Here is a 13,777-nt window from a genome sequence, read left to right as displayed (position 1 = left end):
GGGGGGGGCGGGGGGGGGCGAGGGCCGGCTGGAGGGCGGGCGGGAGGGGGACGCCGCGGGCGTGCATCGGGATCCCGGGGGGGCAGGCGACGACGAGCGGGTTCGAGGGGATCTGGCGCGCGGGGGCCGCCGCGCCGAGCCGCGTGCTGCCGTAGCGCGCGAATACGAGTACGCACATCAGGTTGACGGTCGGGACGATCGCCGCGACGCACACGGCCGCGAGTGCGATGCCTTTTGCGCCGAACAACCCGGCCGCGAGCGCGGTGCCGACATAATTGTTGAAGCGCACGGCACCCTGGAACACCGACGTGAAGCCGGCGCCGTCGACCCGCACGAACGGGCGAACCAGCAGGAGAAGCGCCGCGGCGAGTGCGGTCGAACCGACCAGCGCCGCCGCGAGCGGTAAAACGGGCAGCGCCTGCAGCCGCGCGTTCGCGAGGCCGTCCGCGAACAGCGCGGGCAGCAGCACGTAGTAGCACAGCCGCTCGGCCTGCGGCCAGAAGGCGTCGGCGATGAAGCCCGTGCGCCGCAGGCCGTGGCCGCACGCGACCAGCAGCGCGACCGGCGCCAGCGCGAGCAGGATCGGGCCGATCATCGGGGCGCCTTCACATGAGGCGGCGTGACCGTGCAGGCCGTGCGGGCCGCGGCGAGCGGCTGGCACGCAAAACGGCGGAACGAGGCGGGCATCCATCCGGCGGGCAACATGGCGACACGCAAGCGAAAGAGTGACGATGGCGCCAAGTTAACACGCGCAAGCAACAGGAATAATGGTTAATTATCGGGTGTTCAATGAGAAATTCTCATCGATGACGCGGTGACTTCGGCTGCCAGCGCGCGCGCGAAACGTTCGGCCGGACGCGACTGGTGTTCGAGCAGGACGACCGCGCGCCCCATCTGCGGCTGTCCGAACGGCAAGCGCGTGACGGGCGGCAGGCGCGCGAGCGTCGAATCGGGGAGTGCGACGATCGCCGCGCCGAGCCCTCGCGCGACCATGCGCGCGATCGTTTCCGCGCTGTCCAGCACCATCTCCTCGCGCACCCGCACGCCGATGCGGCGCAGTTCGGCGGCGATCATGCGGCCGGCCCACGCCTGCGCATCGAAGCGGATGAACGGCAGCGCGCCGAGCAGCGTGCCCGCGTCGCGTTCCGCCTGGTCCGGCGGCGCGAGCAGCCAGAAGCGATCCTCGTACAGTGTGGTCCACGTGAGTTCCGCCGGATGCGGGCGCACGGGGCGTGTCGTGATCGCCGCATCGAGTTCGCCGGCCGCGACGCGGTTCGCCAGTTCGGCCGACATGCCGGCCGACACGTGCACGCGCAGCCCCGGATGCGCAGCGCGCAGCGCGAGCAGCGCGTCGGGCAGCGGGCCCGACAGCGCGGTCTGGATCGCGCCGATCCGCAGGCGGCCGACGAGCTTCTTCTCGTCGCTGAGCGCATCGGGAATCCGGTCGACCAGCGCGAGCACCTGCTCGGCCTGCGCGAGCAGGATGTTGCCGGCCTCGGTGAGTACCGGCTGCCGGCGCGATCGATCGAACAACTGCACGTTGTATTCGCTTTCCAGCGTCTTGATCTGCAGGCTCACCGCCGATTGCGTGAGGCCGATGGCTTCGCCGGCGCGCGCGAAAGTCCGGTATCGGGCGATGGCGACCAGCGTTCTGAAGGCGCGGAGTGACATAAACGGGCTGAGGTGGGAAGAGGCAGCCGTGTGCGAAACGCAGCCCGGCCGGCGCATTCGAAATGCGACGAGGGGAAACGGGGTTCGCAAGGCAGCCGCCAGGGCTCGCGACATCATGCCCGCGCGCCTCGAATCGGGCAACCGGCCCACATGAGACGCGCCGCATGTTGCCGACGCGTCGCGCCGGTTCACGCATTCTTCAAAATGATATAGTTCTATTTTTAGAATGTTTGGACCGGGCAAGCGCGCTGCCCGAAGCGAGGCGGGCGCGGGTTCCGGCGCGTCGAGACCGAAGTGGAAAGAGGAGTAGGGGCATGACCAAGGTGGCATATCCGGGTTTGTCGTCGCAGCGGCTGAAAGCGCTCGACATGCGGCTGAACGAACGGTACGTGGCGTCCGGGCGCTTGCCGGGGGCGGTGACGATGATCCATCGCCGTGGCGAGCTGGCGCACGTGAACGTCGTCGGTTCCATGGATGTCGAGCGCGCGAAGCCGATGCGCGAGGACGCGATTTTCCGCATCTATTCGATGACCAAGCCGATCACGAGCGTCGCGTTCATGACGCTGGTCGAGCAGGGTCGGGTGGCGCTCGACGATCCCGTGTCGAGTGTGATTCCGGCATGGAAGGACCTGGGCGTCGCCGTGGCCGGCGCACGGAGCCTCGGCGGGTTCCAGACCCGGCCGGTTGCCCGCGAGATGCTGATGGTGGATCTGCTGCGCCACACGGCGGGGTTGTCGTATTTCTTCCAGGCCAGGACGAACGTCGATGCCGCGTACCGCGAACTCGCGATCGGCGAACCGGGCAACCCGGGCGGTCTCGACGGCATGATCGCGGATCTGGCCGGGCTGCCGCTCGACTACTCGCCGGGCGATGAGTGGAATTATTCGGTCGCGACGCACGTGCTCGGCTATCTCGTCGAGAAGATCTCCGGGCAGCCGTTTGCCGACTACCTGAAGCATGCGCTGTTCGATCCCATCGGCATGCCCGACACCGGTTTCTTCGTGCCGGACGAGCAGGCCGAGCGCCTGTGCGCGTGTTATTGCCCGGGCCCGGATGGCGCTCTCGTGCTGCAGGACGACCCGGCGACCAGCGCGTTTCGCCGGCCGCCGGCGCTGGCTTCGGGCGGCAGCGGGCTCGTGTCGACGGCCGGCGATTACCTGCGCTTCTGCCGGATGCTGTTGAACCGCGGTTCGATCGACGGGCACCGGATCCTGAGCCCGAAGACCGTCGAACTGATGACGATCAACCATCTGCCCGGCGGCCGGACGCTCGACCGGATGTCGCGCTCCACGTTCAGCGAGGCCGTGTATCCGGGGCTCGGGTTCGGGCTCGGCTTCGCCGTGACGCAGGACCTTGCCGCGACGATGCAGCCAGGCAGCGTCGGCGATTACTTCTGGGGCGGTGGCGCCAGCACGGCTTTCTGGATCGATCCGGCCGAAGACCTGATCGTGGTGTTCATGACGCAGCTTCTGCCGTCGACGACATACCGGATTCGCCGCGACCTGCGGCATTGGGTCTACGGGGCGATGTGCGACGGCGATGGCGACGCGGCGGCTTGAAGGGCGGGGCAGGCGGGTCAGGCCGCCGGCTTGCGCGTGCCTTTCCGGGTTCCGGCACGCGGTGACGGGATCAAGTCGGCGCTCCGGTCGTTACCGTCGAGATCGTGCGTGATGTCGAGCACGAAACGGTCGGCGCGATACAGGTAGAGCCCCGCATGGACGATGCAGCCGTCGCCGTCGGTCCACCAGCGGCGCATGCGGATCAGCATGTCGGCCATGCTGAAGTCGGCACCGTCCGACGCGAGCAGGTCGGCCGTCTCCTGGTCCGCATAGGCGGCCGTGATTTCCTGGCGGGCCTTCGCGAGCGGAAGACGGTTGTATTGACGGACGAGATAGCCGACCTTGCGCCGCGCGTCGCTGCCCTTCGGAAACCGGTCGTAGGTTTCCCGCGCGACGTAGCTGTCCATCACGCCGTAAGGCGCGCCGTCGTGCAGCTGAAGCGTGCGGATCCGCATGTAGGCGGCGCGCATGGGTTGGCCCGTCTGCAACGCGGCGGGCAGCGCGGTCACGGCTTCGCGCAGCAGCACGCGCAGGGTCTGGCCGGGTGCGAGTTGCAGCGGATCGTTGATCGCGGCGCGCAGCGCCGGGTTATCCGGGGGAGAGAGGACATCGGCCGTGACGAACGTGCCGCGCCCGCGGGCACTGCTCACGAGCCCTTCGGCGCTCAGTTCGGCCAGCGCCTGGCGCACCGTGATCGTGCCCGCCCGATAGAACGCGCACAGCTCGGGAATCGGCGGCAACTGGTCGCCGCGCTTCCACTCGCCTTGATGGATTCGTCCGCGAAGCAGGCTGGCAATCCGCGCATAAAGGGCGACCCCTTTGCGTTCGGCGGGCGACGACGGGTTCAATCACGGGCTCCTGGAATGGTGCGGGTGGCGGGGTGACCGGGCGGGGCAGGCATGGCGCCTGTCAATGCCCAACATTCTACTCTTGGAATGTATGGCGCCATTCGCGAGGCCGGGCCGTGACGCCGCCGTGCGTCACACCCACAGCCGGTACATCCAGAACGATTCGTCTTCGATGAAGCGCTGCGTGAATTCGCTCGGCGAGAATCCCGTGATGCGCTTGACCTCGCGGCTCAGGTGCGCCTGGTCGGCGAATCCTTCGTCGAGCGCGAGCGTCGCCCAGTTGAACGCGGTGCCGGCTTCGAACCGGTCGCGCGCCGCGAAGAACGCGCTTTCCGTCCTGACGAGCGCCTGCCATTCGCGCAGCGATCGGCCGCTGTAGGTCTTGATGCGCCGTTCGACCTGGCGCGGGCTGTGCGTGCCGCGCCACTCGCGTGCCTGCAGCGCCAGACGCTCGACCCAGCTGCGCCCCGCATTGCGAAGCGAAGACAGCGGCGTCGCGGGCCGCAGCGCCCGCCAGCGAGGCGCGAGATGACGATCGATCGCCGCCAGCACATCAGCGTCGCCATCGGCGCCGAGCAGTGCATCGAGCAGCGGGTGCCAGTCGCGGCCGAGGCACGCGTGGGCATCGAGCACGCGGTCGTGGATGTCCGGCAGCGCGATGCCGAACAACGTCCGCGCGGCGTCGGCGGTGAAACAGATCATGCCGATCAGCCCGCCCGTCGGCGCCCACGCGACGGTGGGAGACGAATGGCTGCCCGACAGCGTCGCCGCCGCGCCGAAGGGGCGCCACCGCGGGCCGTCGGGGGCGGACTCGATGAAGCCCACGTCGAGATCCCGGTACCACGACACGCAGACGAGCGGCGTGGCCGGAAAATGCGAAAGCCGTTGCGCGTCGCTCGACGCGACGCCGCGCGAGTCGCACAGAACGATCGCGACCACCGCGCCCTGCAGCGCGGCAGGCGCGGGATGCAGCCGCGCATGCGGCAGCCGCCCGCCGCCCGCGACGCGAGGCGCGCGGGCAAGCGGATCGGGACATGACAGCGGAATCGATGGCGGGCCGGAGAACATGACGCCGCAGTATAGGGACGGGGCCAACGCGTGTCGATGTCGTTTGCGTTCAAGACCGCCGCCGCACCGATGCGGAGAATCCGGCACATGAACACACGATCCTCTTCCCAATGTCCATTCCACGCGGGCACCGCTGCGGCGGCGCCCGTGCTTCACCCGCCCGGCGTATGGCCGCCGGGGCCGCCCGCCGCCCTGACGGGTTGGGGGTTGCTGCGCACGATGTCGCGCGACCTGATCGGCGCGCTTGGCGACTGGCAGCGCACCTATGGCGACGTCGTGCACTTGCGCGTGTGGCCCGAGCATGCCGTGGTCGTGACCGATCCGGCGCTCGTGCGCGAGCTGCTGGTCACGCACCACGATGCGCTCGGGCGCTGGGAGCGCGCCATCCGCGTCTTCGCGGAGGTCCACGGCCAAAGCGTGCTGGTCGCCGAGGGCGATGCGTGGCGCGACAAGCGGCAGGCGCTGCAGCCCGGCTTCATGCCGAAGCCGGTTCAGGCGTTCGTTCCGGCGATCGCGGCGACGGCCGGTCATGCGCTCGCGCAATGGCCCGCGCATGATCCGGAGTGGCCGATCGAAAGCGCGCTGACGTCGCTGGCGATGGACGTGATCATGCGCACGATGTTCTCCGATACGATCGGCGGCGATGCGCGCGCGGCCGAAGAGGCGGTGCGCGTGGTGAGCGCCGCGGCGAACGCGGCGTTCTACCAGCCGGTGAACACGCCGAGCTGGGTGCCGTGGAAGCGCCGCACGGCACGCGCGATGGCGGTGCTGAAAGGGGTGATCGACCGGCAGCTGCATGCGCGCCTCGACCGGCCCGAGCGTACCTGGCCCGACGATCTGCTGTCACGCCTGTTGCGGCTGCATCGGGCCGATGCGCGGAAATGGCCGCTGCGGGCCGTGCACGACGAATGCGTGACGGCGTTCCTGGCCGGCCACGAGACGACCGCCGGGGCGCTGACCTGGTGGGCATGGTGCATGGCCGCGAATCCGGCCGTGCAAGCCGCCGCGCGCGACGAGGTGTCCCGCGTGCTGGGCGGTCGTGCGCCGTCCTCGGAGACGCGCACGTCGTTGCGTTACCTGTCGCAGACGCTCGACGAAACGCTGCGCCTGTACCCGTCCGCGCCGATCCTGATCAGCCGTCGCGCAGCGCGGCCGATCGCGCTGGGCGCGTGGCAGTTTCCCGCGCGCACGCTGTTCATGCTGCCGCTGCAACTGATGCAGCGCGATCCTCGATGGTTTCCCGAGCCCGATACGTTCCGCCCCGAACGCTTCGCCGACGATGCGCCGGCGCTGCCGCGCGGCGCCTGGATGCCGTTCGGCACGGGCCCGCGCGTGTGCCTCGGGCAGCATCTGGCGATGACGGAGATGACAGTCGTGGCCGCCATGGTCCTGCAGCGCTACGTGCTGTCGGTGCCGCCCGGCATGGCGCCGCCGCGCGCGGTGCTGAACGTGACGCTGCGACCGCGGCAGGCGTTGCATCTGGCGATCGCGCCGACCGGGCTGGCGGCCGATACGGTCTCCGAATGATGGAGACATGAGCGGCCGATTCGACGGGGCCGGCATCGCGCGAGCGCACACCGTGCGCGCGATGCGGTGTCGTCGAATCGTCGGAATGTGAAGGCGTGCCGGCAATCGTTTTCGGCGCCACTGGCGCGGCATCGCGCAGCACCTATGCTTGAAGGGCCCAGGCCGGGTGGTGCCCAAGGAGGATGGTCATGCGCATGCTTCTCAACATACGAATCCCACACGAGCCGTTCAACACGCTGGTGCGGGACGGCAGCGTCGGCGACGTGATCTCGCGAATACTCGAAGCGGTCAAGCCGGAGGCCGTGTATTTCACGGAGCAAGGTGGCGGTCGCGGGGCGGTCGCGATCGTCAACGTGGATGACCCGTCGCAGATTCCCGCGCTCGCGGAGCCGTGGTTCCTGATGCTGAATGCCGACTGCGAGTTCCGCGTGGTGATGTTGCCGGACGATCTCCGGAACGCCGGGCTCGCGCAACTCGGCGCGAAGTGGCGGTAGCCGGGAGCCGCGCATGCGCGTGCCGCTGCCCGAAAACCGGGTGAGCGGCATCGCGCGGCGTTCGCGCGCCGGCTATCGCGCAGCCGGCGGCGGCTCGACGTTCGCCGCCTGCCTGTCCTTCGGTCGCAACAGCAGCAGCAGCAGCAGCAACAGCAACAGCAACAGCAGGCCGCTCAGCGCCGCCGCGGCAACGCATACGAAAAAGAACCGTTCGTTCCATTGAATCTCGCATGTCGGACGCTGCGCCGCCGGCATTCCCCTCCGTGGCGCCGGGTTCCGGCAGGAACGTGAAGACCGCCGGTTGCCATCCGTCCGGATCGGGGCGGTCATCCGGCCGCGTTTTCCCCCAGCGCCTGGATGAAGCGCGAGAACAGCTCGGGCTGCGAAGAAATCCCGAGCTTCGCGTACAGGTGCCGCCGGTGCACCTTCACCGTTTCCGGCGAAATCGCGAGCCGCTCGGCGATCGCCTTCGACGAGTTGCCGCGCAGCACCATTCTCGCGATCGACATTTCACGATCGGTCAGCACGCCCGCGCCGAAGCGGGCGAGTGCCTGCTCGACCCGCGCGCCGAGATCGGCGTCGGGCGTCGCGCGTGCCGCGTCGCCCACCAGCCGCCAGTGCTGCCGGATCGCCGCGAGCACCCACGGCATCGCGGCCGTCAGCTTGCCGAGCGGCTCGACGTCGAAACGCGTGCCCGCGCCGAGCGACAGCGACAGCAGCATGTCGGCGCTCGGCCGCACGAGGATCTGGATCTCGTCGTCGCCCACCGCGTCGCGGAAATAGCTGAGGAAATACTCGCTCTGCCGGAACAGGTCGGGCGCGACTTCCTCGAGCCGGTAACAGCCGTCGGCGAGCCCGTCGTGCGCGGCCTGCAGGAACGGGTCGAGCAGATACACGCCGTTCAGGTAGAGCGGCACGGGCGACGCGGCATCGGTGCCGCCCGTGTCGTATTCCTCGAGCACGAGCGGCACCCCGTCGGGGCCGATCGCGGTCGCGAGCGCGTTGTCGAACGGCACCATTTCATTGAGCAGCAGCACCAGGAAGCGCCAGAAGCGCGGCTGGCCGAGATGATCGATTGCGCGGCCGAGCGCCTGGTGCATCGCGATTTCGGAAAAGAGACGATCCATACCACCACCGGAAGGGCGTAACACGAAGGGGGAATAGCAGTCCTGAAATTGGCTTCCTAGACTGCCACGCAATCAGTCGGGCCCGAGTATGGGCGTTCAAAAATGCGCGGAACAGGAGAAACGAAATGGCGATGATGTCGGAATCGACGGGCACGCTGCAAGCGGCGCCTGCAACGGAGGACGCGCCGCGCGCGCTGTCGCAGACGCTCAGCGTGCGCGATGCGGTGATGATCACCGTATCGGGCGTGACCCCGGCCAGCTCGATCTTCGTGATCGCGCCGTTCGCGATCCAGCAGGCCGGCAGCGGCGCCGTGCTGTCGTTCGTGCTCGGCGGCGTGCTCGCGCTCGCGTTCGCGCTCTGCTACGCGGAACTCAGCGCCGCGCACCGCAGCGCGGGCGGCGAGTACGTGATGGCCAAGCGCGTGTTCGGCACGCTGCCCGGCTACCTGACCTTCATCACGGTGCTGTCCGTCAGCGTGTTCATCCCGGCCGTGCTCGCGAGCGGCGCCGCGCCTTACCTGAACAATGCGCTCGGCACGCACTTCAGCAACCAGTCGGTCGCGTTGACGATCGTGCTGCTCAGCTACCTGCTCGGCATGCTGAACATCAAGACGAACGCGTGGATCACGGGTGCGTTCCTGGTGGTCGAGATCGGCGTGCTGATGCTGATCGCGGGCCTCGGCTTCGGTTCCCCGCATCGCGGCGCCGACGCGCTGGTCGCGCCGGTCGTCGCGAGCGGCAACGCGCTCGTGCCCGCGACGCTGGCCGCGATCGTTCCGGCGATCGGCACGGCGATCTTCTGCTACAACGGCTTCGGATCGGCCGCGTATCTCGCGGAAGACCTGCGCGGCGGCAACCGCAACGTCGCGAAGGCGGTGATCTACTCGCTGCTCGTGATCCTCGTCGTCGAACTGATTCCGCTCACCGCGATCGTGCTCGGCGCGCCGTCGCTGACCGAGCTGACGAAGAGTGCCGACCCGATCGGCTATGTCGTGCGTTCGCTCAGCAACCCGGCCGTGTCACGCGTGGTCAGCGGCGGGATATTCCTGTCGGTGTTCAACGCGATCATCGCGATCGTGATCACGATGGGCCGGCTGCTGTACAGCAGCGGCCGGCACGCGCTCTGGTCGCGCACCTGCAACCGTGCCTTCTCGACGATCCACCCGCGTCTCGAATCGCCGTGGCTCGCGACGATCGCGCTGGCGGTGCCGTCGGCGGGGCTCGTGTTCGTGTCGAGCCTCGACGAGCTGACCGCGTTCACGGTCGACCTGCTGCTGCTGATCTACCTGGTCGTCGGGCTGGCCGCGCTCGCGAGCCGGTTCGTGCGCCGCGACGTCGAGCATCATTACCGGATGCCGTTGTGGCCCGTGACGCCGCTCGTCGCGGTGGCGGGTGCCGCGTACACGCTCTACACGACGCTGGCGACGGCAACGAAGCCGACCGACCTGATCATCATCGGTGGGCTGCTGGTCGCCGCACTCGTGATGTACGGGGTGTGGGCGCGACACAGCGAGGCATTCCGCGCGCTCTGAGCGACGGATCGACACCATGCGACACCGATATACCGAACCACTGAAAGACTGGAGGAACTGCATCATGCGCACGAGGGAACTCGGCATCCGCATCGGACTCGGCACACCGGGCCGCTTCAACGCGATCACGGACGTTCCGGGCGTGCGGGTCGGACATTGCACGCTGAACGAGGAGAACGGCGACGCATCGATCCGCACCGGCGTCACCGTCATCGAGCCGCGCGCGGGCGCCGCGCACGATTCGCCCTGTTTCGCGGGCGTGCACGTGCTGAACGGCAACGGCGATGCAACGGGGCTCGAATGGATCCGCGAAGCCGGGCTGCTCACCACGCCGATCGCCTATACGAACACGCACAGCGTCGGCGCGGTGCGCGATGCACTCGTCGCGAACGAACGCGAAGCGGCGGCGGGCCGCGTGTACTGGTGCATGCCGGTCGTGATGGAAACCTATGACGGCCTGCTGAACGACATCTGGGGGCAGCACGTGAGCGCCGCGCATGTGCAGCGCGCGCTGGCCGTCGCGCAGACGGGCCCGGTTGCCGAAGGCGGCGTGGGCGGCGGCACGGGCATGATCTGCCACGAGTTCAAGGGCGGCATCGGCACCGCGTCGCGCGTGCTCGCGGCCGATGCGGGCGGCTGGACCGTCGGCGCGCTCGTCCAGGCGAACTACGGCGTGCGCGAGATGCTGCGCGTGGCCGGCTATCCGGTCGGCGAAGTGCTGCGGCACGTGCCTTCGCCGTTCCGTGCGCCGGACGCCCAGGGCGAGGCCGGGATGGGCTCGATCGTCGTGACGATCGCGACCGACGCGCCGTTGCTGCCCCACCAATGCACGCGGCTCGCGCAGCGTGCCAGCGTCGGGCTCGCGCGGGTCGGCGGCGGCACCGAGGATTCGAGCGGCGACATCTTCCTTGCGTTCGCAACGGGCAACGACGGCCTGCCGGTGGCGAACTACGGCAGCAAGGGTGCGCCGACCACCGGCGTGAAGATGGTCAACAACGACCATATTTCCGCGTTGTTCGTCGCGGCGGCGGAAGCGGTGGAGGAAGCGATCGTGAACGCGCTCGTCGCGGGCGGCGACGTCGAGTCGCGCGGTGCGCGGGTCGAAGGGCTGGGGCAGGCGCGCTTGCTGGATGCGTTGCGCGAGGTGGGCTGGCGGCCGGGACGCGGCGCCTGAAACGGCATGCGCCGCTTCAATCGAAGCGGCGTGGGGTGGAGCGGCGATGCGGCGATCGGCCGGGCCGCGATCGGCCGGGCCGCCGCTCGCCCGCGCAGGTCATGCGGGCGGTGCGGGCCTGGCCGTGACGACGCGGCGTCATGCTCAACTGCCGAAGTAGATGTTGCAGAAGCTGACGGGGCCGACGCAGGCGTTCGGGTCTTCCTGCTTCGATTGCGTACGATCGACGCGGCCGGCGGCCTTCACGGTTTCGACGCGGTTCGCCTGTTGCTGAGCGGCGTCTGCCGGTGCCGGCTGTGCGTGAGCGACAGCAGCGGTGAGCGACAGGGCAACGAGGGCGAGGTGCAGCGGCTTCATTTCGGTTTCTCCTGGGTGAGTGCCAGTCTCGCTGGCAGTGAGGAAACTATAGGCTCGCACTGCTTAAAGATTAATCACCGCGCCTGTAGAGCATATTTCCATCCGGAACAAGGATCCCGTTGCGCACGCACCGATCGTCACGGGCATCGATGGCATCAATGGCATCGATGGCATCAATGGCGATGCCGGTTGAACGGCGCGTCCTTGTCCAGCAGCGCGCTGCGCATGAAGTGCAGGCAGCCGACGATGCGCTGCATGCGATGCCGTTCGTTGGGCACCGCATACCACGCCTGCAGCGCGTGCTGCGCGGCGCGGATCGCGAGATTCACCGATTTCAGCGTGCGTGCGTGATGGCCGGGCGTCGGATCGTCGAAGAAGCGCGGCAGCTCGTGCAGCACCGCGTCGACCGAGCCGGTCCAGCGCAGCGTCTGCGGCGGTTTCGATGCGCGGAACGCGTTCATTTCGTCGCGCAGGTCGATCACCGCGTGGCCGACTTCGAGCGTCGACAGCATCCAGCGCAGCGCGTCGCGATGCTGCCGCGTGCGCCGCACGAGCAGCGTGCGCAGTTGCGCCATCAGGTCGTGGGTGCTCGACTGGAAACGCTGCGCGAGGCCGTCCGGCGCGCCGTCGCACGCCAGCGTGACCTGGCGGCGCAGGTCGTGCGCGATGCGGCCGGTGAGCCACGGCATGTGAGTCGGGAACACGACCGCGAACACGAGCGAGCACGCGAGCATCGCGATGACGACGGCCAGGCCGTTGTTGATCAGCACCTCGGGCGTATACGCGATCGCGTTGTCGGGGCCGGCGAGCAGGCAGAAGAACACCGCGAAGCCGATTCCGTAGCCGGACAGTCCCGGCCGCATCGCGAGAAACGCGCCGACGCCGAGCACCGGCGCGAGCGCCGCGCACAGCAGCGGAAAGCCGTCGATGTTCGGATACACGTAGCACAGGAACAGGTAGCCGACGGCGCTCGCGAACGCCGCGCCGACGCTCATCTGCGCCACGAACTTCGGCGCACGCGGCGACGTCGAGCTGAGCGCGCACGCGATCGCGGTGGCGGTCACGGCAAGCGGGCCGCTTGGCCATTCGGAGGCGATCCAGAACACGCTCATCGCACCGACGGCGACGACCGTGCGCAGGAACGCGAAGCCGACGAAGAACGTATTGGTCTTCACCGCGTAATGCGTGACCGAGCGCTCGAACGCATGGTCGTCCTGATCGAGCGACGCATAGGTGTCGGCGTAGCCGAGGTATTCGCCGATGAAGCGGTACAGCAGCTCGATCGCGGTATCGAAGTCGAGCAGGCCGCCGGGCGCATGTTCCTCGATGTTTCGCCTCGAGGCGCGCGCGGCTTTCGGCAACGCGCTGTGGAAGCGGCGCAGATCGAGCAGTGCACCGGCGGCCGGCGCGATGCCGCGTTGCCGCTCGTCGCGCAGCGCGGCGAAACGCTGCGCGAGCGCATCGACATGCGGCGCGAGCGCATCGAGCACCGCGTCCGAGCCGTTCGCGCGCAGCCGCTTGACGAGCTGGTGCAGCGCATGCAGCCGCGTGCACGCGTTCATGAACTCGCTGTTCAGCCGCGCGAGCCGGCGGCTGCGCGCGCGAATGTGCGGATCCTCGAACGACGCGAACGCGCGATTGGCCTCGAAGCCGACGATGTCGTCGACGAAATCCGCGAAGCGCCGCTCGAAATCGCCGCGCGCGACATCGCCCGCGAGTGCGCCGGCCGTGAACGCCGCGAACGTCGCATGGCGGGTGCCCAGCGAGCGCATCAGCGCCTTCGCGGAGCTGAGCGGCAGGATCAGCGCGCTGACCGCGCCCGAGCAGGCGATGCCGAGCGCGACTTCCGCGGCGCGCGTGAGCGCGGACTGGAACAGCGTCTGCGGCGTCATCACGGCCGGCAGGCCGATCAGCGCGGCCGTATAGCCGGCGAGCACGAAGCCGTACCAGCGGAAGTGGCGGTTGCGCACCGCGAGCGCGATGCAACTGCCGATCCACAGCGTGATGCCGGCCATGTACAGCTCGGGCTGCTGCGCGAACAGCCCGCCGAGCGCGAGCGCGGCGACGAGACCGGCCGCCGTGCCGAGCACGCGGTAGAAACTCTTCGCGAACACCATTCCCGACAGCGGCTGCATCAGCACGAACACGGTCGTCATCGCGGTGCGCGGCTGCGACATCTCCAGGCGCATCGCGATGCCCATCGCAAGCAGCGCCGCGAACACGGTTTTCGCGAGGTGCAGCCAGATCAGCCCGTCGCTCGCGGCCCAGTCGCGTGCCGCGTCGCCGAGTGGATCGAGCCATGCTCTCCATCGTGCCGGTTCGATGGAAGGTCGCTCGATCGCAGGTTGTGGCTTCATGAAAAGAGGGGGCCGGTACGGGGCCGGCGAGGTGCACGGCACGTCCGAACGGGTCCGTTCGAC

12 protein-coding genes and 1 pseudogene are annotated in these 13,777 nt (G+C 68.9%); 6 read left to right on the top strand and 7 right to left on the bottom strand.

Translation table 11 applies throughout. The features are described 5' to 3' along the window. Together FOZ70_RS35245 and FOZ70_RS35240 are read right to left on the bottom strand one after the other, a co-directional pair. A pseudogene (locus FOZ70_RS35245) lies at positions 1-595 on the bottom strand (AEC family transporter); the annotation flags it as partial. Positions 596-786: 191 nt separating this feature from the next. Beyond that, positions 787-1,671 (bottom strand): LysR substrate-binding domain-containing protein, encoded by an 885-nt coding sequence (locus FOZ70_RS35240; protein WP_048023088.1) that lies wholly within the window; start codon positions 1,669-1,671, stop codon positions 787-789. A gap of 314 nt (positions 1,672-1,985) precedes the next feature. On the opposite strand from FOZ70_RS35240, the gene FOZ70_RS35235 reads away from it, so the two are divergent. Continuing rightward, the gene (locus tag FOZ70_RS35235; protein WP_059707620.1) at positions 1,986-3,230 is read left to right on the top strand and encodes a serine hydrolase domain-containing protein; all 1,245 of its coding nucleotides are present in this window, start codon (positions 1,986-1,988) and stop codon (positions 3,228-3,230) included. 17 nt (positions 3,231-3,247) lie between these two features. Here the strand turns inward: FOZ70_RS35235 and FOZ70_RS35230 are convergent, their stop codons facing one another. After that, positions 3,248-4,078 carry a GntR family transcriptional regulator gene (locus FOZ70_RS35230; RefSeq protein ID WP_021159205.1) on the bottom strand — a complete coding sequence of 277 codons (831 nt, stop codon included), beginning with the start codon at positions 4,076-4,078 and terminating at the stop codon, positions 3,248-3,250. Between the two features lie 132 nt (positions 4,079-4,210). After that, on the bottom strand, positions 4,211-5,146 hold the full coding sequence (locus FOZ70_RS35225; RefSeq protein WP_219707753.1) for a helix-turn-helix domain-containing protein: 936 nt from the start codon (positions 5,144-5,146) through the stop codon (positions 4,211-4,213). 87 nt (positions 5,147-5,233) lie between these two features. Between FOZ70_RS35225 and FOZ70_RS35220 the strand changes: the two genes are divergently transcribed. The 3 genes from FOZ70_RS35220 to FOZ70_RS35210 all read left to right on the top strand — a co-directional run bounded on the left by FOZ70_RS35220 (position 5,234) and on the right by FOZ70_RS35210 (position 7,390). After that, a complete protein-coding gene (locus FOZ70_RS35220) occupies positions 5,234-6,673 on the top strand; it encodes a cytochrome P450 (RefSeq protein ID WP_219707752.1) in 1,440 nt (479 codons plus the stop codon). A gap of 188 nt (positions 6,674-6,861) precedes the next feature. Beyond that, positions 6,862-7,167, top strand: a complete 306-nt coding sequence (locus FOZ70_RS35215) for a Panthothenate synthetase (protein ID WP_021159202.1) — start codon at positions 6,862-6,864, stop codon at positions 7,165-7,167. A 13-nt stretch (positions 7,168-7,180) separates the two neighbouring features. Further along, positions 7,181-7,390, top strand: coding sequence for a hypothetical protein (locus FOZ70_RS35210; protein WP_219707751.1), 210 nt, complete (start codon positions 7,181-7,183; stop codon positions 7,388-7,390). Between the two features lie 103 nt (positions 7,391-7,493). Here FOZ70_RS35210 and FOZ70_RS35205 read toward each other — a convergent pair whose 3' ends face one another. Continuing rightward, a complete protein-coding gene (locus tag FOZ70_RS35205) occupies positions 7,494-8,294 on the bottom strand; it encodes a helix-turn-helix transcriptional regulator (protein ID WP_219707750.1) in 801 nt (266 codons plus the stop codon). 125 nt (positions 8,295-8,419) lie between these two features. Between FOZ70_RS35205 and FOZ70_RS35200 the strand changes: the two genes are divergently transcribed. Both FOZ70_RS35200 and FOZ70_RS35195 read left to right on the top strand, forming a co-directional pair. Continuing rightward, positions 8,420-9,826 (top strand): APC family permease, encoded by a 1,407-nt coding sequence (locus tag FOZ70_RS35200; protein WP_059552295.1) that lies wholly within the window; start codon positions 8,420-8,422, stop codon positions 9,824-9,826. A 64-nt stretch (positions 9,827-9,890) separates the two neighbouring features. Further along, the gene (locus FOZ70_RS35195; RefSeq protein ID WP_219707749.1) at positions 9,891-11,000 is read left to right on the top strand and encodes a P1 family peptidase; all 1,110 of its coding nucleotides are present in this window, start codon (positions 9,891-9,893) and stop codon (positions 10,998-11,000) included. A 144-nt stretch (positions 11,001-11,144) separates the two neighbouring features. On the opposite strand, the gene FOZ70_RS35190 is transcribed toward FOZ70_RS35195, so the two are convergent. Together FOZ70_RS35190 and FOZ70_RS35185 are read right to left on the bottom strand one after the other, a co-directional pair. Next, positions 11,145-11,357, bottom strand: coding sequence for a hypothetical protein (locus FOZ70_RS35190; RefSeq protein WP_048023078.1), 213 nt, complete (start codon positions 11,355-11,357; stop codon positions 11,145-11,147). A 173-nt stretch (positions 11,358-11,530) separates the two neighbouring features. Next, on the bottom strand, positions 11,531-13,714 hold the full coding sequence (locus FOZ70_RS35185) for an FUSC family protein (protein WP_219707748.1): 2,184 nt from the start codon (positions 13,712-13,714) through the stop codon (positions 11,531-11,533). Positions 13,715-13,777: the final 63 nt, after the last annotated feature.

Source organism: Burkholderia sp. COPS, assembly GCF_019425585.1.
GTDB lineage: Bacteria > Pseudomonadota > Gammaproteobacteria > Burkholderiales > Burkholderiaceae > Burkholderia > Burkholderia cepacia.
This window is presented reverse-complemented; position numbering and strand designations above follow the sequence as displayed.